The sequence below is a fragment of the Nostoc sp. FACHB-888 genome, assembly GCF_014696655.1.
In the GTDB taxonomy this organism is placed as follows: domain Bacteria; phylum Cyanobacteriota; class Cyanobacteriia; order Cyanobacteriales; family Nostocaceae; genus Nostoc.
In genome coordinates this window covers 32,389-54,288 of the sequence record NZ_JACJQM010000005.1, presented here as the reverse complement: position 1 = coordinate 54,288, position 21,900 = coordinate 32,389, and the positions used below count along the sequence as shown (strand labels likewise).

The window sequence follows — 21,900 nt, the reverse complement described above, 5'->3', positions numbered from 1 at the left end:
TTAGCACTCATCACAGTTACCCCTAAATATTCCTACTATTTTCCATTCCCATAATTTTTAATTGTTTTGTATGATTTCGCTTTCCCCCATTCTCCAAGCTAGACTTTCCCAACCCCTCAAAATTGGCTCCTTTGAGGTAAAAAGTCGGGTTCTCCAGTCGCCTCTATCTGGGGTGACAGATATGGTATTTCGTCGGATTGTGCGTCGCTATGCACCAGATTCGATGATGTATACCGAAATGGTGAATGCTACAGGGTTGCATTATGTCAAGCAGCTACCCATAATCATGGAGGTAGACCCAAATGAGCGCCCAATTAGCATTCAATTATTTGATTGTCGTCCAGATTTTCTGGCAGAAGCAGCAATAAAGGCAGTTGCCGAAGGTGCTGATACTGTTGATATTAATATGGGTTGTCCGGTAAATAAAATCACTAAAAATGGTGGTGGTTCTTCGTTGTTGCGGCAACCAGAAGTAGCAGAGGCAATTGTACGGGAAGTAGTAAAAGCTGTTGATGTACCTGTGACAGTAAAAACCCGTATTGGCTGGAATGACAACGAAATTACTATTCTCGACTTTGCCAAGCGGATGGAAGATGCAGGGGCGAAAATGATTACAGTACACGGACGCACCCGCGCTCAAGGATACAATGGCAATGCCCGTTGGGAATGGATTGCCCGTGTGAAAGAAGTGCTTTCTATCCCAGTCATTGGGAATGGAGATATTTTTTCCGTTGAGGCGGCAGTGAAATGTTTAGAACAAACTGGCGCTGATGGTGTGATGTGTTCCCGTGGAACTTTAGGTTATCCCTTTTTGGTGGGAGAAATTGATCACTTCCTAAAAACTGGGGAAATATTACCGTCACCAACCCCGATTCAGCGATTGGAATGTGCAAGAGATCATTTACAAGCCTTGTGGGAATATAAAGGCGATCGCGGTGTGCGTCAAGCCCGTAAGCACATGACTTGGTATGCTAAAGGTTTCGTTGGTGCTGCCGAACTTCGAGGACAGCTAAGTTTAGTTGAAAAGGTAGATCAAGGTTTGGCAATGATTGATCAAGCAATTGAAAAATTGGCTAATGGTTATGAACTTGAAGAAGAAGCACAAGGTAGTTTGGTAATGCTTTAAAAAATGCATTTCACCACAAAATCTATGTCAAATAGAACAATTAAAATTATTATTTTCTACGTAAATAAAGTGGGCGATCGCAATGTTAGTCTCTAAACAAAATGATGTTGTAACCGTCCCTGAAATCCTCTCATTAGAAGACTTCATGGCAAATCCTCCAGAGGGGATGGAGTGGGTAGATGAGCAACTAGTAGAAAAAATAGGGATGACCTTAAAACATAGCGAAATTCAAGGCAACATCTACTTTTACTGGAGAAGTTACATCAATTCCAATCAGCAAGGTGGGAAAGTGTATACTGAAGTACCTTGTCGCACATATAAACAGGGTCGCCGTCCTGATGTAGCTTATCTTACGCCTGAATTGGTAGCTCAGTTTGGTGATGTTGCCACCTTGCCACAGAGTTTTCCGTTGATTGCTGAAATAGTTTCACCCACCGATTTAGCTGAAGAATTATTTCTCAAAGCACAGGAGTATTTGCAGTCTGGTTGCGAGGAAGTTTGGCTAGTATTTCCTGAAAGTCGGTTAGTTTTTGTAATAACTGATAATCAGGTTTTGGGGTTTAAAGCTGGTGATGTGGTTAGTACTCAAAAAGTATTACTGGGTTTTAGTGTAGCTGTAGACGAATTATTGCCTTGAAAATGAATTAGAACTTACACTTCAAAGAGTCAAAAAGTTTCGATCCCTAATAGGGATTTTATTGAATTGCAATTTGGCCCGGCGCTACCCAACTAGAATCAAGAACACTGTTTCGATCCCTAATAGGGATTTTATTGAATTGCAATCGCTGGAATCTGAAAGCGCTACTGTATTTGGTTTTCAAGGTGCAGTTGCGCGAATGAACGAATCATAGCACAAAGAATAGTTATACAACAATATGCAAATCGCTGAAACCCAGTTCCCATAAGGTGCGCGGATGGTTTGAAAGTGCCATTGCCTTCAAAGTCTTGTATAGATGGAGCGTACAGCAATTTTTGCCCCTTCTCATTTTGTACACCTACCCATCCGCGCATTTGGCAAGAAAATTAGTCTAATTACCAATCGCTACCTGTATTAAAATAAGCGATCGCCTAATCCTTGCACGCCTTAATTTACCAAATCAGGGAATACCTCTTGCACAGCAGGATGCACTAAGCGATGGTTCTGCACATTCACACCCTTAGCTAATGCTGGGTTAACTTCCAGTGCCTTAATTCCCAAATTCGCCAACTGGACGACATAAGGTAATGTACTGTTGTTGAGTGCTTGAGTTGCTGTCCAAGGTACTGCTCCTGGCATATTAGGAACACCATAATGCACCACACCTTCTTCAAGGTATACCGGATTTGTGTGGGATGTGGGGTGTAAAGTTTCTATACAACCGCCTTGATCAACAGCTACATCAACTATTACAGAACCAGGACGCATTTGTTTAACCAATTCACGGGATACTAGTATTGGCGCCCTACGTCCTAACACTAAAACTGCACCGATGAGCAAATCGGCTTCAATGACTGCGGCTTCAATATGGGCGGAGTTGCTGTATAGCAATTCGACTCTAGAACCAAAGAGGGTTTCTAAATAAGATAAGCGCTCGACACTCACATCTAAAATCTGTACGCTAGCACCCATGCCCACGGCAATTTTAGCTGCTTCTGTGCCGACAACGCCACCACCTAAAATTACTACTGTGCCTGGTTTAACTCCAGGTACACCGCCCAAAAGAACTCCTCTGCCACCTTGCTGACGTTCTAAGAATCTCGCCCCAAATTGTACTGCAAGCCGACCGGCAATCACACTCATGGGGGTAAGCAAGGGTAGTCTATTAGCACCAGGTTGTTCTACAGTTTCGTAAGCGATCGCAGTTGTGCCACAATCAATTAAATTGTCTGTCAATTTGCGATCGGCTGCTAAATGTAAATAAGTAAATAATATCTGCCCTTTCTGCAAAAATTTATACTCAGATGTTAGCGGCTCTTTAACTTTAACAACCAATTCCCGATTCCAAGCCGTTTCTGATGTGGGGACAATTTCGGCTCCAGCACTTCTGTAGTCGTCATCTGAAAATCCAGCACCATTACCTGCTTGCGTCTGTACGAAGATGCTATGACCATTTTCCCGCAGCACCCGCACACTAGAAGGACTTAAACCTACCCGAAATTCTTGATCTTTATTTTCCTTGGGAACGCCAATTTCCATATATCGCCTCTGATAATTTTTTTGTTTAACTGTAGCCTGCGAATTTCAAGCTTGCTACTGATCTATTACAGATAGCTGTATTAGAGATAGTTAATCTGTGTCCTAAGTTTCTCAATTTAATCTGAGTAGCCTCAAACTCTTACCCTTGACTATTGCCCCAGTATTTATACAATATATAAAGAATAGTAACAATTTATTAAAAGAGCGATTGTATAGCTTCCTACTAGGAAGCTTTTGCTGAATTTTTCAAGTCATCTTGGTATTCAAGCCTGCAATCAGCTTATAAGCTACCAAGTCTAGGTAAAAGTTAAGGGCAAATAATTCCTTTAACTTTTAGCGTTTATCCCCACCTTCTTAGACAATTGCTGCGAAGTCTAATATCAAGTCCCGTTTGCCGAAAAAAGGTTTCACAAAAATGACACAAACACAACCAACGATTACACCTAAACTAGAGGAGCCTAAGTTTGGCTTTAACGAATATGCTGAACGCTTAAATGGCCGAGCGGCAATGATTGGCTTTGCCTTGCTGCTGGTGATTGAATCCGTCACCAATCAAGGGGTGCTATCATGGCTGGGTCTGAAGTAGTGCCACCTACAAGCATAAGGTAGAAGTTGTAAGCTAGTAGTTAAAAGAGTTTCAACCAGCTGGAACAATCCAGTTGGTTTCGACTTTAACAATTGATAGCGAAGTACTTCGCCCTAGATACTTTCAATTAGACTTATTCATAAATTATTGCCCTAGAATGTAAGCAAGAGAGGAATCGAAATATTTATTAGTTATAGAAATATTATAGACTTGCAACTAGTACAGTACGGCGGAAATGCAACCACTATGTCAATTAACAAAACTTGGCAAGTAGCAAAATCCCATAGATAAAGGTAGGCGAACTTCGGCCACAGTCTACTACTATTATACAAGGCGATTAATGAGTCCACTTCCTCCCCTACTAAAGAAAATTATAATTAGTATCTGCCTTAAATGAGATAGGCAAATTACGGGTGAGGTATTCTTGGTAAATATACACAAAAGCTGAACTGGAACCAACCAAGCTGTGATGAATGCTGTATTACCTCGTTTTTTGAAGTCAACCTACCGAAAAGAGCCACTAATCAGTGTATTGGTGACGATGGGTGCTATAGATGCCCTAATTGGCGGATTGAATGATAGCTGGTCGTTGTTCGCTTTTGGTTTGGGAACAACAGGGATAGCGCTAGCTTTTAAGTTGTGGCGTTTCCAGCAGCGTCGTCCTCTACCAGAGGAGCCTATAGTGCAACATTATTTGCCTTCTCGTTCTTCTAGTGCGCCTTTACCAATGTTAAGCGTTTCTAAGAAAAAACCACCTCTTTAGGAAGTGCAGATTTGTTAAGTAATAACTCTGCAAAATTGATGTAACCGTATCTATAAAAGTGAGGAAAAAGAGTGAGTAGTCAGGGAAGAGGTGGGGGTAATTTTCTGCGCCCGGATATTATCCTGGCATTTATGGCAGCTGTTGCCCTTCCAGTGATTACCTGGGAAGGGTTTTATATTCATGAAGCTCATGCTGCTATTGAAGTAACACCAAACTATCAAACTAACAGCAGGTTTGCTAATGCCCAACTACTTTACACACTCAAAGGACATAAAGGAACTGTTAAATCTCTCGCTTTCAGTCCAGATAGCAGAATGCTTGTGAGTGGAGGTGCAGAAAACGAGGGTGTAATTCGCCTGTGGAATCCAGCAAACGGCAAAAAGTTGGCGGATATTAACAAAGCACACAAAACAGCCGTAGAATCTTTAGTGATTTCGCCAGATGGTCAAACCCTCGCTAGCTGTAGTACTGACAACACGATTAACCTCTGGAGCCTGAAAAATTTTAAATTTACCCGCTCTTTTGTAGGACATACCAGCAACGTGTTATCTTTAGCGGTGTCTCCTGATAGCAAAGTTCTCATCAGTGGAGCTTTGGATGGAATTCGGATATGGGATTTGCTACAGCAACGCCCTTTAGGGACTCTAGTACGTTTTGATAATTTGATTTATACTCTAGCCATTAGTCCTGATGGTCAGACGTTGGCTAGCGGTGATAATAAGGGTGTAATCAAGCTGTGGAGTTTGAGTACTGGTCAATTAATAAGTGAATTGGCAGCTCATTCCAATGGTGTTAGCGCTGTCATATTTACACCAGATGGACAAACATTAGTTAGTGCAAGCCGCGATCGCACAGTCAAGCTGTGGAATATTAATACTGGAGAATTAGTCCGCACCCTTACAGGACATAATAACTGGGTAAATGCGATCGCTATTAACCCTGATGGTCAAACCCTTGCTAGTGCCGGCAGAGATGGGATTAAAATGTGGAATTTAACTACAGGTGAGTTAATAAATACACTAAGTGGACATACAGACTGGGTGAGTGCGATCGCTTTTAGTCCAAATGGTCAAATTCTTGCCAGTGGTGGATTTGATCAACAAATCAAGATTTGGGGAACTCCATCAAAACCTAATTAACAGCGATCGGACAAAATAATCCTGAACTGGTAGACTATATCCCCGACTTCTTAAAGAAATCGGGGATATACTTGTCTGGGATTTTGACGCTCCTTCCAAGGTTTAGTAACTCGTTATCGCTCGACTTTTTATGCCATCTAGAAAGTCAGGCGATCGCTAACGCCGAAAATTTCCCCAATCATTTACCGTCTTTGCTAAACTTTAATCTTGCATTTTTAGAGTTTTTATAGTAAAAAATCAACCAGAGCTTAGATAAAATTTTGCCAAAACTAGCTAAAATCAATGCTGCTAGCAACTAAGAGCGATGTCTACGATGGGGTGCGCCTACCCCCAATTGTTGAAGAACTGTGAATCCTTGATGAAAATACAGCCGAGTTAATATCTTATCGAGCAAATTACTGTAAGTATAAACATAGATTATTCTAAATCATCTATGCAGCTACTTGCCCTCTAGATTGGAACAATTTCTGAACTTAGACAATCTTAGAAATGGTCATCTTCAGTAAATGCACTCAGGTAAATATCACTATCTTGGCTGAAGCAAAGGTTTATAGGGCTTAAACGCTACTTGAAACGGAAGACAACTTGCTACTTAAATAATGTTTAATTTTCCCGAACTGCTTTTGATCCCCATTTCGATAGAATGACTAGGCAGAACCCTAAAACTAAAAACCGCTTTTGACTGCGACGCCCATGAATCAACTGAACAATGGTTTTACAATATTTCTAAGTCTGCTAGTCGAGGCGATGCCTTTTTTGCTTCTTGGGGTTTTATTCTCCAGTTTGCTGCTGTTTTTTGTTGATGAGCGCAAATTAGTAGAAAAAATGCCCAAAAATCCGTTGCTGGGTGCTTTAGTTGGTAGCATGATCGGCTTTTTATTTCCGGTGTGTGAGTGCGGGAATGTACCGGTAGCGCGGCGGTTCCTAATGCAGGGAGTACCCACACCAGTCGCAATTGGTTTTTTGCTAGCAGCACCAACAATTAACCCAATTGTAATTTGGGCAACTTGGACAGCATTTCGAGATCAGCCAGAAATAGTGGTTTTACGAGTTGTATTTTCCCTAGCAATTGCCACAATTATCGGGTTTGTTTTTAGTTTTCAAAAGGACTTAAATCCCATAGTCCAACCTGCGATCGCTCGGTATATGAAGTTTAATCCACCTGCACAACCTGAAACCAAACGCCGTGGTAAGCGTTACCAAGTACAACAGGAAGCAACAGTACCGAATCTGTTACAATCCGGGACTTATATCTTAGGAGGAAAAGCAGGTATACCTATGCGGATAGATCCTAATTTGGTACAGGCTACTACCGTAGTTTCTAATCCGAATAAACCGCTTACAGATAAACTGCGCCTAGTTGTGGATAATAGCATCCAAGAATTGCGAGAATTAGGCGGAGTGATGATTTTAGGAAGTGCGATCGCTGCTGCTATTCAAGTCCTAGCTCCCCGCGAATTAATTCTCGGTTTGGGAGCTGGCCCCATTAGCTCAATTGTGGTCATGCTGATATTAGCAGTAGTGGTGTCAATTTGTTCTACAGTCGATTCTTTCTTTGCCTTATCTTTTGCCTCAACCTTTAGCAGTGGTTCATTGTTGGCATTTCTAGTGTTTGGGCCAATGATTGACATCAAAAGTGTTGGTTTGATGTTATCTATTTTTAAACCCAAAACTATTTTTTACTTATTTGCTTTAGCAGCACAATTGACATTTTTGTTCACCCTTTTCCTGAATTTACACGTTTTTTAAAACATTAGTCAATAGTCCATTGAATGTTTAAATGTTGACTCTTGACTGTTGACTCCTGACTCTTGATTAATGGCTAACAAAAATCCCAAATCTAAAATCCAAAATTTGTTACTCCCTTGGCTGGATGCCTTAGCAATTACAGCTTGGGGCATTTTGATGTTGAGATATTGGCTAACTAACAAGCTGAACCTATTGATTCACCCAAATTTCTTTGGGTTGGTGATTGTGGCTGGTATCGGCTTCATCATTATTGGTTTCTTTAAGATGCAGGAACTTTGGCAACGGCGTCGCCGTGATGTTACGTCAAACATGCAGCATATTAGTTTATTTCCCCCTGGTTGGGGCAGCGCTTTGTTGTTGACTACAGCAATTCTAGGTTTTATCATTACACCGCAAGTTTTTGCTAGTGACAAAGCACTCCAAAGGGGTGTAACGGCTGATTTATTGGGAAGCACACGTGTCAAACCCCAAGCCTTTCGGGTAACTGTTCGTCCAGAAGAGCGATCGCTTGTAGACTGGGTACGCACTGTCAATGTCTATCCAGAGCCAGATGCATATACGGGACAAAAAGTCAAGGTGCAGGGATTTGTGATCCACCCGCCAGATATAGGAAAAGAATATTTATTTTTAGCCCGATTTGTCTTAACTTGTTGTGCAGCAGATGCTTACCCTGTAGGATTACCCGTCAAACTACAAGAAAATCAAGAGCGTTACTCCCCTGATACCTGGCTGGAAGTTGAAGGGCAAATGGTGACAGAAAATTTGGCAGATAAACGCCAACTTACCATTGCCGCTACCTCTCTGAAAAAGATTCCTCAACCGGAGAATCCTTATAGTTATTAGTCATTTGTTGATGCCCAATGCCCCCCATGCTCAATGCCCAATGCCCAATGCTTAATGCTCAATGACAAATGACTAAATCTAAAGCATTTATCCAACCCCTGGATCGGATAGCGATCGCACTGATGTTACTGCTGAGTGTGCTGATTGGGTTAATCATAATGCAAGGTGATGTAATCACTGCCCGTGTCCGGGACTTTACCTGGCAAAATCAACAAATTGGGGCAGAAGATACCTCCTTCACGCTCACCTTCAGCCGCCCAATGGAAATAAAAAGCGTAGAGGAAAACTTAAAAATTGAGCCACCCCTAGCAGGTAAATTCAGCTGGGCAGGGCGGCGGATGGTTTATACACTGGTGACACCAGCACCCTATGGCACAAATTATAAAGTGCAGTTGCAGGGAGCTAAAGATCAGTTTGCGGAGCAAGAAGGCAAAAATCGGGTAATACAGCCCTTTGTTGGTAGCTTCCGCACACGCGATCGCATTATTCTTTACATAGGAACTGATAAAGAAGAACAGGGACGATTAGTTCTTTACAACTTAACCGAAGAGCAAAAAAGACTACTTACCCCTAAAGACTTGATAGTAATGGACTTTGAGTCCTTTCCTGATGGAGAGAAAATTTTATTTTCTGCTCGGGCTGCTAACAACCAAGACTTACTTTCAGCCCAACTGTACACGGTGACAACAGGCGTTACTGGTAAATCTGAACAAGAAGTAGAACCAGCAGGCAGAGTTGACTTGGTTTTAGATAGTAAAGATTATCAAAACCTAAAATTTGACTTATCACCTGATGGGCAAACTATTGTCATCCAACGGGGCAATAAAACTAATCCCGGTGACTTTGGGCTATGGTTTATGCCAGCAACTAGTGACGGTTCAGCAGAAAAACCCACCCCTAAACGTCTGGAAAGCCAACCTGGGGGAGACTTTATGATCACACCAGATAGTCAAGCCGTAGCAGTTGCCCAAGGACAGGGAGCAGCCATCCTACCACTGCAAGGTGATGCCAGTAAACCCCTAGATTTTCTCCCGCAGTTTGGTTTGGTACAGGCTTTCTCTAAAGATGGCTCTCAAGCAGCGATGGTAAAGTTTAATACAGATTACACGCGAGATTTGTTTTTAGTAACAAACCAAGGTGTGCAGAAACAACTATTAAAAACTACAGGCTCAATTCTCAGCTGCCAATTTGATATTGCCTCACCCACTATCTATTGCTTGCTGACACAGCTAGTATCCAAGGAACAATACATAGAACAGCCTTATGTAGTGGCAATTGATCTAAAAACCGGGCAACAGAAACCATTGTTAGTACTGCCTCCCGCTCAACGGAATGTGCAAATGAGTTTATCTGCTGACGGTTTGGGCTTGTTATTTGACCAAGTAGTACCACAGGCAAACCTCCCAGCATCATTACCACCAAACACTTTGAAAACTGATGATGGAGATGCGATCGCAACCAGTAGCTTGTGGTTAATGCCTTTGTTACCCATTGCTGATGCTGCAACCGTTGAAATTAGACCAGAACAACTCCCCTTAGCTGGATTTCGTCCTCGCTGGCTACCTTGAAATAGAGGCAAGGGAGCAGGGAGCAGGGGGAATAATTTATATGGGGATTCAAAACCATGTTCTCACCTTCATTTCACGGCAGAAGAAAGTGATAATTTCTCTAAGCATTATCAAAACAATCGGGTCTAAAACCGAACTTCGTCCCGCTACGCTAACGCCTTTGAAGGCGAAAAGTTTTGTCACGGGATTAAAACCCTGTGATAAAACGTAATTGCGAATTGCGAATTGCGAATTGCGAATTGGTTTATGCTCCCTTCAAGAAACACCTCTTCGTTGAAAAAGCTTAGATTCCCAACTTTTTTAAAAAGTCGGGAATCTTGATGGTAACAAGGTAACAAATTGTCATTTATCTGAAGATTTTTAAAGTATCACTTGATAATTTATCCAAGCTTCCCAAAAAATATAAATTGATAGTATTCCTAAGAAGATACGAAGTACTAAACTCACAGTATAATCTGGTAATTTTGGCAATGTGCGAGTACTGATTTGAACGCCTAAAAGACCGCCACATCCCAAAACTATACCTTGAATAAACAGAATATTTCCCTCTAACGTGTGTCCTGTGCAGGCAGCTAAACCAGTGATGACAATCACACCTAAGCTAGTCTGAATTGCTACTTTAATTTCTTCTCTTAGTAGCAAAATTTGTAGTGGAACCATTATAGTACCGCCACCTAAGCCAAATAAACCTGCTAAAATTCCTGCTGCTCCTCCAGTGCCAATTTTAGAAATTAAGGGGTTAAATACTGGGGCTGTATTCTCTTTTCCCTTGAAGACCAGTTGCTTACGAAGTTCAATCAAATAGATATTAGCAAGCAGTATGATACCAAATGTAAATAGTATTATGTATGATGGAATTTTATTAGCGAAATATACACCTATTCCAGTAGTTAAAAAAGCTGGAATTCCTAAATAAATTACTCGTTTAAAGTCAAAGTAGCCCATTCGCCAATTCTGCAAACTTCCAGAAATTGAAGTAATCACAATCGCAAGGCTACTAGTAGCGATCGCCTGAACGGGAGTATAACCTAGTGTGACTAAAAGAGGAATTGTGATAATACCGCCACCTATTCCTAAAAGTCCAGCTATGACTCCAGATATTAGGCCCCCAGTTACTAAAATCAACCAACTAAAATCAATCATTCACTTGATTCCTAACTCCTAACTCCTTCATCCCCTTACTGTCACCGGATGGCTAACAACACCTCCGTAGAGCAATCCAGAATCATTCCACGGAACTGTACTCGGTTGTGTATTACCTAAATTGTCAGTAGCACGAGCCTGGAGAAAATATTCCCCCGGAACTGGATTCCATTCGATGTCCCACCGTACCCATGCAAATGGAAAATTTGGTTCTCGCAGTCGTGCAAATTGCCAAGTTTTGCCACCATCTAGGCTGACTTCTACACGGACAATCTTTCCTTTCCCAGACCAAGAACGCCCACGCAGTAAGTGAGTTCGAGCCGAAAGCGTAGCGGGCCAAGCCAACTCAAAAGCGCTTTTAACATTTTGATAGGTAATCAGCTTACCTTTATACGGTGCGATCGCTGGGTAATCTGCACCAACCAGCACCATCTGCTCCGTTACCCACTGAGTATATATCGGTGTTTCAGAAACCTCAATTCGCTCAATCCATTTAACGTTGGCGTTTCCTCCCCAACCAGGAAATAAGGCACGGCAGGGCTGACCATGATCTGGAGGTAATGGTTCTCCGTTCATTGCATAGACAAGGAGCGAGTTATCTGCTAATGCCTTCGCAATCGGAACTACATTGTTGAACTTAGATTTATTCGTCCCCTTAGAGTCCAGCGAATCTACATCTGTACCCTCAACAAGTAAATCTTTTGCTGTGGACTTTAATTTAGCCCGCTCTAATAATATGCTCAGTGGTACACCAGTCCACTCAGCCACACCAATAGCCCCAAGCCTCCACCGTGTTCCAGAGAGTGGTGTGTTGTAAGCCTCTTCAAAGAAGCGCCGACCATTAGCAGCACACTCTATGGCACAAGTGACCGAGATGGACGGCATGGCAATGATTTCATCGTAAGTGAACTCACAGGGGGCAGAAACGCCGGTTCCATGAATTTGCAAACGCCATGTAGAAGGGTCAAACGGCGGAGGTGTACTGCGGTTATGAACATAGAACCAATCGTTTGGTACCAAATAACCACGCCCATACATTGCTTCCCAGTTCATCTCTAATGTGCCTTTGCTATGAGAGATATACCCTGGTGGTAATGGCTTGAGTATTTTACTGCCTTTAGTTTTAACAGCTGCTTGACTGTAAGCAGGCGCAGGTTTGGCTAACCCTCCGATTGCTGTTGCACCAACCATAGTGGCTAGTATTTGCAGAAAGCGCTGGCGCGAAATACCTGCATCTGTACTTTTTTGCCAGATATACTGATCAACCCGTGCCTGTAGATAATCCTCCTGGTCAAAGAGGTTTTCATCGCTCAAGCTATATTACCTCCTTGTAATGATTTGTAATTTTCAGTGCATAGGGGCACGATATGCCGTGCCCCTACTGCCATATATTTTTTAGCGAGAAAAAGAGGTAATACTAGCTGTTTATCGCTGTCCAAATACCAGTTATTTCATCTTGTGTGTAGTTGGGCAAATAGTAAGTAAATCCGTTTCTAGCTATTTGAGCGATCGCATCAATAAAGCGATCGCAATCTTCCAATGTATTATATACAGCAAAGCTTGCTCGGATAATACTAGGAATGTTGCGCGTAATTCCTCTGTCTACTTCTTTCGCAATCTCGCAGTCTTGCTCGTCTGAAATATTCTTAAGTTTGCGAATGTATTCGTATGTGCAGAAAGCCCCAGCCCTAACCCCAATCCCGTATTCTTGTGCCAGAATCTCTGCTACTAAGCGTCCATCAAACCCATCAATATCAAAGGGAATAACATGGGCTAAATTATCTCCTAGAATATGGACTTTGACACCAGGAATACTTTGAAGCCGTGTATATGTAAATTCAACTAAAGAGTGTTCATACTGAGCAATGCGATCGCGTCCTAGGGCTTCGATAATTTGAATCGCCTTGGCAATGGCGATCGCACCCATTGCGTTTGGTGTTCCAGGATCATGGGCCCGTTCTGTATAAAAACGCTTAATCTCTAGGTTTCTAGTAATATAGGGCAGGTTTCCACCGCCAATTTGATAAGGATAAGAACTGTCAAAAAATTCCTTTGGTCCCAGCAAAACCCCAGTTCCATAGGGCGCATACATCTTGTGTCCAGAGAAAGCTACAAAATCTAAATGACATGGGTCATTATCAGCACGCATATCTACTCGCTCATGCTGAATTAATTGACACACATCGGCAAAAATCTTAGCACCATACCGATGTGCTAAAGTTGCGATTTCGTAAATCGGGGGTCTGTAACCTGTAATTGTCGAAGCACCTGTAATAGTTACTAACTTAATTTGCTCTGCTTTGGGAAGATTTTGATGTGCCTTGAAGATATTCTCAATTTCTCCAACACTTACACTTCCGTCCGGCTGGGTTCTGTACTGTACAACTTCGTCTCTAGTAACCCAAGGCAGCAGGTTGGATGAATGCTCAATATCAGAAACTAAGATTTTTCCAGGTTTTTTTGCCCAAAGTGTGGCGGCTCCATTAATTGCCTCTGTTGTATTCTTTGCAAAAATTACATAGTTGTCTAAAGATGACCCCACAAACTCCCGAATGACGTTCCGACTAGCGTCATACTCTCGTGTAGTGATGATGGATTTTTGCCCAGAACCCCGATGTACACTGCCATAGGTGTCAAGCATTTCGTCCACATACTGCTTGAGGCTTGCAAAGGGAGTGGTTGTAGCTCCATTATCCAAGTTGATATATTTGACATATTTTCCGTTAAGAGTTTTTACCTTGAAAGATAGAGACTCATCTGTAAATAACGGTCTGATTTCTTTGTCCCAAAAACTGTCAAAATTTTCTGCAATCAATGGTAATTGGAAACCTTCTCGCTTTATGCTTTCACCCATTGCAAGTACATCAGTCATCTTTAAGAACCCCTATTTTAAAGTTTGAATTTTGGGACGAGCCTAACTGCTACAACGCTTTATCTAACGCAATAATCACATTACTACGTGGTTAAATAGTCTTTATATTTACTTTTTTACTACTAGAAAACTCGATTACTCCAATTATTTTAATAAATCAATTAAAAACGTATCCGTGATAATACTTAATTATAATAAAGGTATTATAAATTAATCTACATTTATAGACACTAGCAATAAGTATTAAAGTATACTTTAAATTTTTGTGGAGTCAGCGCTTCTAACAGAAGCTCTTAGTTGTTTGCTGATATATAAATGGCGATCGCCCAAAATAACAGAATTATCATCAAGCAGGAGATACTTGTACCAACATCTATCCTAAGTAATAAAAGATCCGAATTGTAAATGTATCTGTAAATACATTTACAATTTAAATATTAAGGTAGATGCGATTATAGACAATAATTTATGTGGTGAGGAAGTTTTTCTACATGAAAAACTTCCTCAGCCAATACATTTTAGTTTTTAAGCATCGGATTTCCCCTCTGTGACCATCTCCAGAGGCGGCCCTAATCCCTTTGTTTGGGTCTCTTCTTGACGGGGAAGAGCATCATAGTGTTATAACGGCATCAGTCTAAATACAAAATGGGGAACACCAATTGATGATTAATTGCTGGTGCTTGGAGAGAGTTAAACTTAGCTTCTAGAGCAAACCCTGATTAGACACAATTGATAAGCAATGCTAATGCCAGCACTGCTGAATATTTTTAAGCAGGTGGGTCAAGAGTGATGAATGAAGCTGACACCTCAAACAAGGGGGCTGTGATGGAATCCCTAAATTCTGCTAATTCGCCACAATCGGAGCAGGCGAGTTGTCCCTTTTACTCAGTTGTGCCTAATGACAATATGGTAGTAAAAAAAATGCCACTTTTGATGCCAGCTGAAGATACACAATTTTCAAAAGATACCACCCAGCAGGACTGGGTTGCAGAGCCTGAAAGCGGCAAACAAGCACTTATTGACTCAGAATTTCAGAACCTGCTGGCATTGAACGAAGAATTGCGTGCAGCTAACAATAACTTGTATGAACAAGTGGAACAGCTAAAAGACAATTTAGCTGAGTCAGAAAAGGTTTTGCAGTGGCAGAAAACCCGTTCTAGCGTTACTGAGTCGATGCTCAACCAACACGTTCAAGAACTGGCTGCGGCTCAAGATCAGATAAAATCCTTATTTCAACAATTAGAAACTGCTGTACAAACTGTTCAACGCCAGGAAATTTTCACTGATACTTATAAAGCACAGCTACAAATTAGCCAACAACGCCTTGCCCAGTTAGAGCGAGAATGCACGTTACTACACACTAACAACAGCGAACAGTCTCAGCAGCTATTGCAATCAGAAACTGTTTGTCGGGAGTTACGTACTAGATTGATGCGGCAACAACGCCAGACGCTGCAATTTAAAGCAGCTCTAGAAAAATGTTTAGATACATCAGTTCCTAGCTACGACTCCCTAGAAGATACTGCACAACATCCCAAAGACATAACTAGTAAACAAGGAAGATTCTCTAGAAAAGCTCGGTCTTTATTTCCTAACGCTCAGCCGATTCAACCTTGGTCAGGAGAACCAGAATCCTTGGATAATCTAGATAATTCTTGGGGCGAACCGTCAGCACCAATCCCATTCCAAAGAAATGAACCGACTCCGCCGCCATCATCTTCTTGGAACTGGTCAGTTAAGCAAAATACCCCAACACCAGCAGAACCCGGCCCATCTCCAAAGATTGATGATTCTCCAGATACACCGGAAGTTGTTTCAACTTCTGAATCATTAAATTTAGATCAGCAATTAGATAGTCTAATCCAAATGTTTTTTACTTCTCAATCTGCATCTGCATCATCATCACCTGCTGCAAAAACTGATGTAGATAGCAATCAGGGTGATGCGCCTATCCGGGAGATAGCAACAATCCTAGAAGACGATGAGAAATTAGAAAATCTACAGGAGGAGCAGTTGGAACCAAAAATCAATTCTTCTATAAGTATCTCTACTTCTTGCACAACAGATTTTATGGTTTCACCAACCAATAACTTACCTGTTTCCTCTACTTCACCTGATATTGAGACGCTTCGTGAAGGAACTGAAGATTACTGGTCAGAAGTTTCACAATTAACACAGTTGGAATTGTCGGCGACAAATTTGCCTCCAGAGTCATTAGATGAGAACATCAATGATACATCACCTTCACCTGTGGTTTATCCCCAGCGTCCACCCAAGGGGCGTAAATCATTGGCATCTGTGGAACTGCCGAATTTTCGCCCCAAGAGTCAATAGTTAGTTGTCATTAGTCATTTGTCTAATACTAATCACCAATGACTAATGACTAATGACTAATTCTTACTTCTGACTTCGGTATTATAGCTTCTGGGTTGGCTTTTACTACTTGAGAGCGCGATCGCGGTTTGCCTGTAGCGATCGCATAATTAATCGCCAGCAGCCACAGCCACAAGCCTGGATTTCGGGGTTCTAGCCAAAAACCTACCCGGTTCAAGAAGCGGGGGAACCACGGACTCAGCAAAGAGCTAATTAGGGCATGACGACCGAAGTTAAAATAACTACCAAGCCATCGCACTAAATCTCTAGGCCCAGCAAGTTCCCAAATCCATAAAAGTAAGGCAGGATTTTTTGTAGCTGCTTTAAGTGCTAGGCGGTTAAAGGTTAACCAATCACACCTATCTTTGATAAAGTTATCTGCTACTTCTTGGGGTTCGTCTGCTAACAGTCCAAAGAAGGTGTTGAGCATGGAGTTAATCCGTTGGGGTGGTAAAAATTTCCCAGTGGGTACCATCATGCCTTTGGAAAATAGCCAAGTCACTGAAACGTTGCTTTGGTAAGCGCGAATTTTGTTCAAGTGGCGGAAACTCAACAAGTCATGTTTGAGAGCAGTATCCAACAGCGTAGTTAACCGCTCTAAGTTGCGAACTAGCGAACCAAAACCAGTAAAAACGAGGGGAGACTGGAGTGATGCCGCATCACCGATCGCAATCAATCGATCAAAGGCAACTGTGCGATCGCTACTTCCCACACTAAAATGCCCTGGTATATATCCAAATGTCGGCTTCTTCCACACTAATTTGTCCATATCGCACCTGCGATACTCTGGCAAAATCGTGAAAAAGTCCTCGTACATCTCTAGCAAAGAACCGGGATTTTTAGCATTGACTTCGTGGTAATGAAATAAATAAATCGTCAGTTCCTCACCTGCTCCGGGAAACAATTCCCAAATTAACTGCCTTCCCCGCGAGATATCCCCATGACTGTAGAGAACGTCCCCATATTGGGAATCCCACACTTGCGGCTCAAATCCGCTCTCAATTGCCGCTCCCACTGTCGGACATACACTATCAAAAGCACGGCCACCATTTAATTGCCAAGCGATGGGAGATGCAGTCCCCATCGCATCTATTAGCAGTCGTCCACTTACTTGCTTCTCAACCTGACTAGGTAAGTGCTTGACTTTCAAAGTAACTTGTGATATATCAATATCTGCACGGATAAACTCTGTTTCATCCCAGATTTCACCGCCTGCTGCTTGCAGTTTTTGCCCACACATTTGGAGCCATTTTTCGGAATCTAAGCCTAAATTTAGGACTGTAGGTGTGTGGAGGACAGGCGATCGCAGTTTGGATGGATTATTAGCATCAAAAAACTTATTGAATCCGTCTTTGTATTCCCTGGCAATGATGGTTTCTAACTCAGTGGGGGTGAGTAAACCCAGGTTAACAAAACTTTGAATCTCATCACGGGAAATATTCCACTCTCGGTTCATTCGCCCAAAGGACATTCGTTCCACCAGCAGGACTTTATATCCCAGTTTTGCCATCAATGCTGCATGAATCGCGCCTAGTGCGCCACCAATGTAGATGATGTCGTAAGTCGGAGATGAGGAAGATATTATTTTCTTATCTTCCCCTACTCCCCCTGCTCCCCTGCCCCCTCGACTGGAAAACACCACTTGACGAGGCTGCTGCGGATTCCGTACTCCTTCGCGCCATCGTTGTTCCCACCAATACGCACGTGTTAAGTCATATTCACCGTTGGGCATTTTCTGAAAATACTTGACGGTAAGGGGATAAGCAGAGCCTAGCGCTGCAAAAATCGATTGCTTAGATAAATCAATCGCTGGCGGTTCTGGGTAATGATGCGGAAAACGGCTTCTGATTTCCTTGGTTAGGTGTTGCAAGATTTGTCCTTCATTGGGAAAAGGCTGTTCTGCCCAACGAAACACTTTCAGATAGGTAGTTCGTTGCACCGACCAGACAAATACCGAAAGTTCCGCAGGCAAGTTTTCGGAAATAGCTACCCCAGCAGTTGTAGTTGCAGTGGGAATTTGGAGGCGAAAGCCTTCCGAGGTAAGCACTTTTTCTCCATTTCCGGGTTCAAAATCTGTTTGTAACCAGTTACGCACAGTTGCTATATCTGGAGTTGGTACTTCTAAATAAAGGATTTCTCTCATCGTTTCCTGACATCTCCGATCAATCTACTCACTAAGACAGATTTTATGAAGGCACAAAGTAAAGTACACTCCGCCCTATTACTTTCGTAAAGATTAAGTAAAGAAATTTTAATAATTTTTCAAATTTATTGTACATTTTGTATTGCTGTAAACCCACGCCATGAATTATCCCATTCCAGACAGTCCCCAGGAAATTGTTGCCCTGCGACAACAGCCGATTGATGAAGAACTGGTTGCCAGTGCGATCGCTGGAGTAATTAAAATTGTCCGTGCTCAGGGTCAATCTTTGGAAGAATTAACCGCTCAGTTGCTAGCAGATGATTCCCTGTTGGATCAGCAACAACGTCGCTGGTTAACCCAATTAGTCGCCCAATCCTGGGAAAAGTTCTCCTAAAATCTTGTATATGATGAAGTTTTTGTCGCAGCATTGATTTCTAGGTTTGCACCTAAATGTTGGTGATGCCTGCGGCGGGCTGCGCCTACGCATTTTAGGTATAGGAGTAACATATCTGGAATTGGCAATTGGGTTGCTATTTTTGCATTCATGGCACAGAAGCCACTAATTTAACCATATCAGCGTTTTACGTTGCTAATGAATTTTACAACGTTCTTAAAGCGAAAGACCTCTGGTGCAAACTAAGGGTCTTTTTTTTGGATCAATCCTCATGCTCTTTGAACGTGGAATAAATGTTTTTGGCACACAACTCAGTTGAGCGATCGCACTTTCGCTGTTAGGTGAGAATGATTATCTATCGGGAATTGACCTGCTATTTTTGCATTCACGGCACAGAAGCCACTAATTTAACCATATCAGCACTGGGTATTAGTCGGAAAATGTGGAGCAGTATTTTGAGGTTGGTGGTGAGGCGATCGCTTTAACCACCACTGTATACTTCTCATATAGCTTCTAGAAACTCAATCCGATGCGTCAAAGCCAGTCTAAGGATGAATCACTCGAAATGGTTAGCCTTCTGAATGAGTTGCCAGATCAGCCAGTTTTGTCGAGTAAATCGAAGGGTTGGAACGGCATCGTGATTGAATACCATCATCATCCCGCTAATGAATTAGTTTGTCCTCCGCTCTCTGAACACCTGATCACCTTAAACTGTGGTTCACCCTACCGCCTCGTGCAACAGCTTGATGGACAAGTTTATGAAGGACAAGTTGCAAAGGGAGAGATTATCCTGACACCTGCAAACCACGCGACCCAATGGTATTGGGATAGCAAAGTGGATGTTTTACACCTGTGCTTTGAACCAACATTTGTTGCGAAGGTTGCACTAGAAGCAGTCGAAGTGGATGCTGCTCGTGTTGAAGTTCTCAATTGTTTTGCTGGGGCTGACCTCCAAATTCAGCATATAGGTCATCTGCTTCAGAAAGAATTAGAGTCTGAAAAACTAGGCAATCGTCTCTACGCTGAATCATTAACCAATGCTTTAGCTGTTCATTTAATCAGAGAGTATAGCAGCATTGAGAAAACGGTCAGGCAATACTCTGGTGGTTTATCTAAGTCTAAATTACAACGGGCGATCGGCTACATTCAAGAACATTTAGACCAGGATTTAAGTTTGGATGAAATTGCGACTGAGGTAAATCTGAGTTCGTATCATTTTGCTCGTTTATTCAAACAATCAACAGGTTCAGCACCCCATCAGTATCAAATTCGTTGTCGGGTTGAACGTGCTAAGGAGTTGTTGCAACAGGGTGAAATGGCGATCGCTGATGTTGCCACCCATGTTGGTTTTTATGATCAAAGTCACCTCAGTCGCTATTTCAAGCGGATTTTAGGGGTTTCGCCTAAAGTCATTCAGCAAAACAGCAAGAACGTCCTTTGGATTGACAAGAGCGTCCAAGACTGCACCGCCTGAGTCCTCCTAGAGTTGGAGTAGGCATTGAATGGTGTGAATCACTTACTCTAACAGAATTTTGAAGGAGAGAATACTCATGGCTAGTTTTGAAACCTACAAAGATAAGTACGAAAATCTCCAAATGGAGCGCACCGACTCTGGTATCTTGACAGTCACAATGCATACCAATGGCGGTTCGCATATCCATACAGGTAAGGCACATCGGGAGTTTCCAGATGCGTTTGGTGAAATTGCCCGCGATCGCCAGAATGAAGTTGTCATCTTCACGGGTGCTGGTGACCAATGGATTAGCCACATTGACTTTTCCACTGTGGATGATATTACAAAACCCGCTGGCTGGTATGCCATTCTTACGGAAGCTCGCCACCTTCTTTACAATTTTCTTGACATTGGTGTTCCTGTGATATCAGCCGTTAACGGCCCTGCTCCCATTCATGGCGAGTATGCGTTAATGGCAGATATCATTTTGGCAGCTGAGGAGGCGTACTTTCAAGATAACCAGCATTTATCTGTCGGGGGCGGGGTTGTACCAGCCGACGGGGTGCAGATTCTCTATACGGCTGCAATAGGTGATATTCGAGGGCATTATTTCCTGTTAACAATGCAGAAACTGACCGCTTCTGAAGCGTTGCAAATTGGCATGGTCAATGAGGTTCATCCCCGTGCCAAACTGCTGGCTAGAGCCAATGAGTTAGCCGAGCAACTTCTTCGCCTTGACCCATATACACGCCGCTACACCCGGCTGATGTTTACCCGAACCCTCAAGCGAAAAGTAATTGATGAACTTTCATTTGACATGGGTTTAGAGGGACTTTCAATCATCTCAGCCGTGAAGCCAAAAGATTCGTAATCAATCGATGTATTCAATAGATAGTTTAAGCATCGTTTACCAAACTGACGAGAGGAGGAATACTGTGATTCAGAATCAACAGCAAAGCCAGGGAATTGAAAGCTTACAGCTTGTCAACGTTGCACTATCAGTGATGAATTTGGATGAAGCGATCGCTTGGTATACCGATAAATTGGGTTTCAAACTTAAATATCAAACACCTGCGATTGAAGGGATTGAGTTAGCTCTGATGGAGAAAAACGAACTTTACATCGACCTGATTCACTATCCTGAACCCATTAACTTAGAGCCTGAGCGCAAAGATCCACCTTTTCACCTGCAAATTACAGGTTTACGCAACCTGGTATTCTTTGTGGACAACATTGCAGTCGCAGATGCCGAACTGAAAGAAAAAGGCGTGGATTTGATGTGGGAGAGCAATTTTCTGCCTCACTTGGGAACAAAGGTGACAGCATTTCGTGATCTGGACGGTAATCTAGTTGCTTTTTGGGAGAAAAACGACCAAATCCTCAACTACCTACGAACGGGACGTACGGAAAGTTAACAAGACAAACAGAGCGCGTGATCGCGGAAGGTTAAGTGGCCCTTCGGTGAATAATCGCCTTAATTCGTCTTGGGTTAATATTTTGCCTTGTTCGTTGCCGCCTAGCTTCATTTTTTCTACCTGACGGGCATTACACTAAATTCCATGTTATTAGGAC

18 protein-coding genes are annotated in these 21,900 nt (G+C 42.4%); 13 read left to right on the top strand and 5 right to left on the bottom strand.

The window, feature by feature from the left end; genetic code table 11:
• Window positions 1–70 precede the first annotated feature (70 nt).
• Window positions 71–1,126, top strand: a complete 1,056-nt coding sequence (gene dusB / locus H6G26_RS05000) for a tRNA dihydrouridine synthase DusB (RefSeq protein ID WP_190728201.1) — start codon at window positions 71–73, stop codon at window positions 1,124–1,126.
• 82 nt (window positions 1,127–1,208) lie between these two features.
• Window positions 1,209–1,763, top strand: coding sequence for a Uma2 family endonuclease (locus tag H6G26_RS04995; RefSeq protein ID WP_190728200.1), 555 nt, complete (start codon window positions 1,209–1,211; stop codon window positions 1,761–1,763).
• 447 nt (window positions 1,764–2,210) lie between these two features.
• On the opposite strand, the gene ald is transcribed toward H6G26_RS04995, so the two are convergent.
• Window positions 2,211–3,302: an alanine dehydrogenase gene (gene ald / locus H6G26_RS04990; protein WP_190728199.1), complete on the bottom strand. Its 1,092-nt coding sequence runs from the start codon at window positions 3,300–3,302 to the stop codon at window positions 2,211–2,213.
• Between the two features lie 415 nt (window positions 3,303–3,717).
• Between ald and H6G26_RS04985 the strand changes: the two genes are divergently transcribed.
• The 6 genes from H6G26_RS04985 to H6G26_RS04960 all read left to right on the top strand — a co-directional run bounded on the left by H6G26_RS04985 (window position 3,718) and on the right by H6G26_RS04960 (window position 9,950).
• Complete coding sequence (locus H6G26_RS04985; protein ID WP_190728198.1) at window positions 3,718–3,888, top strand: hypothetical protein; 171 nt, start codon at window positions 3,718–3,720, stop codon at window positions 3,886–3,888.
• A gap of 469 nt (window positions 3,889–4,357) precedes the next feature.
• The gene (locus H6G26_RS04980) at window positions 4,358–4,651 is read left to right on the top strand and encodes a hypothetical protein (protein WP_190728197.1); all 294 of its coding nucleotides are present in this window, start codon (window positions 4,358–4,360) and stop codon (window positions 4,649–4,651) included.
• Window positions 4,652–4,722: 71 nt separating this feature from the next.
• Window positions 4,723–5,790: a WD40 repeat domain-containing protein gene (locus tag H6G26_RS04975; RefSeq protein ID WP_347242433.1), complete on the top strand. Its 1,068-nt coding sequence runs from the start codon at window positions 4,723–4,725 to the stop codon at window positions 5,788–5,790.
• Between the two features lie 693 nt (window positions 5,791–6,483).
• Window positions 6,484–7,539, top strand: a complete 1,056-nt coding sequence (locus H6G26_RS04970) for a permease (protein ID WP_190728196.1) — start codon at window positions 6,484–6,486, stop codon at window positions 7,537–7,539.
• 69 nt (window positions 7,540–7,608) lie between these two features.
• Window positions 7,609–8,382, top strand: a complete 774-nt coding sequence (locus H6G26_RS04965) for a TIGR03943 family protein (RefSeq protein ID WP_190728195.1) — start codon at window positions 7,609–7,611, stop codon at window positions 8,380–8,382.
• Between the two features lie 68 nt (window positions 8,383–8,450).
• Window positions 8,451–9,950, top strand: coding sequence for an Ig-like domain-containing protein (locus H6G26_RS04960; RefSeq protein ID WP_190728194.1), 1,500 nt, complete (start codon window positions 8,451–8,453; stop codon window positions 9,948–9,950).
• Between the two features lie 360 nt (window positions 9,951–10,310).
• Here the strand turns inward: H6G26_RS04960 and H6G26_RS04955 are convergent, their stop codons facing one another.
• The 3 genes from H6G26_RS04955 to H6G26_RS04945 form a co-directional block, all read right to left on the bottom strand.
• A complete protein-coding gene (locus H6G26_RS04955; protein WP_190728193.1) occupies window positions 10,311–11,093 on the bottom strand; it encodes a sulfite exporter TauE/SafE family protein in 783 nt (260 codons plus the stop codon).
• Between the two features lie 27 nt (window positions 11,094–11,120).
• Window positions 11,121–12,407, bottom strand: coding sequence for a sulfite oxidase (locus H6G26_RS04950; RefSeq protein ID WP_190728192.1), 1,287 nt, complete (start codon window positions 12,405–12,407; stop codon window positions 11,121–11,123).
• Window positions 12,408–12,510: 103 nt separating this feature from the next.
• Entirely contained in the window at window positions 12,511–13,965 is a 1,455-nt protein-coding gene (locus tag H6G26_RS04945; protein ID WP_190728191.1) for an aminotransferase class V-fold PLP-dependent enzyme, read from the bottom strand.
• Between the two features lie 789 nt (window positions 13,966–14,754).
• Between H6G26_RS04945 and H6G26_RS04940 the strand changes: the two genes are divergently transcribed.
• On the top strand, window positions 14,755–16,299 hold the full coding sequence (locus H6G26_RS04940) for a hypothetical protein (RefSeq protein WP_190728303.1): 1,545 nt from the start codon (window positions 14,755–14,757) through the stop codon (window positions 16,297–16,299).
• Window positions 16,300–16,348: 49 nt separating this feature from the next.
• Here H6G26_RS04940 and H6G26_RS04935 read toward each other — a convergent pair whose 3' ends face one another.
• Window positions 16,349–18,481 (bottom strand): flavin-dependent dehydrogenase, encoded by a 2,133-nt coding sequence (locus tag H6G26_RS04935; protein ID WP_190728190.1) that lies wholly within the window; start codon window positions 18,479–18,481, stop codon window positions 16,349–16,351.
• Window positions 18,482–18,641: 160 nt separating this feature from the next.
• Here H6G26_RS04935 and H6G26_RS04930 point away from each other — a divergent pair, with 160 nt between their 5' ends.
• The 4 genes from H6G26_RS04930 (at window position 18,642) to H6G26_RS04915 (ending at window position 21,743) form a co-directional block, all read left to right on the top strand.
• Window positions 18,642–18,875: a hypothetical protein gene (locus H6G26_RS04930; RefSeq protein ID WP_190728189.1), complete on the top strand. Its 234-nt coding sequence runs from the start codon at window positions 18,642–18,644 to the stop codon at window positions 18,873–18,875.
• 529 nt (window positions 18,876–19,404) lie between these two features.
• The gene (locus H6G26_RS04925; RefSeq protein ID WP_190728188.1) at window positions 19,405–20,349 is read left to right on the top strand and encodes an AraC family transcriptional regulator; all 945 of its coding nucleotides are present in this window, start codon (window positions 19,405–19,407) and stop codon (window positions 20,347–20,349) included.
• Between the two features lie 76 nt (window positions 20,350–20,425).
• Complete coding sequence (locus tag H6G26_RS04920) at window positions 20,426–21,199, top strand: enoyl-CoA hydratase/isomerase family protein (protein ID WP_190728187.1); 774 nt, start codon at window positions 20,426–20,428, stop codon at window positions 21,197–21,199.
• Between the two features lie 64 nt (window positions 21,200–21,263).
• The gene (locus H6G26_RS04915; protein ID WP_190728186.1) at window positions 21,264–21,743 is read left to right on the top strand and encodes a VOC family protein; all 480 of its coding nucleotides are present in this window, start codon (window positions 21,264–21,266) and stop codon (window positions 21,741–21,743) included.
• The last annotated feature ends 157 nt before the right edge of the window (window positions 21,744–21,900 follow it).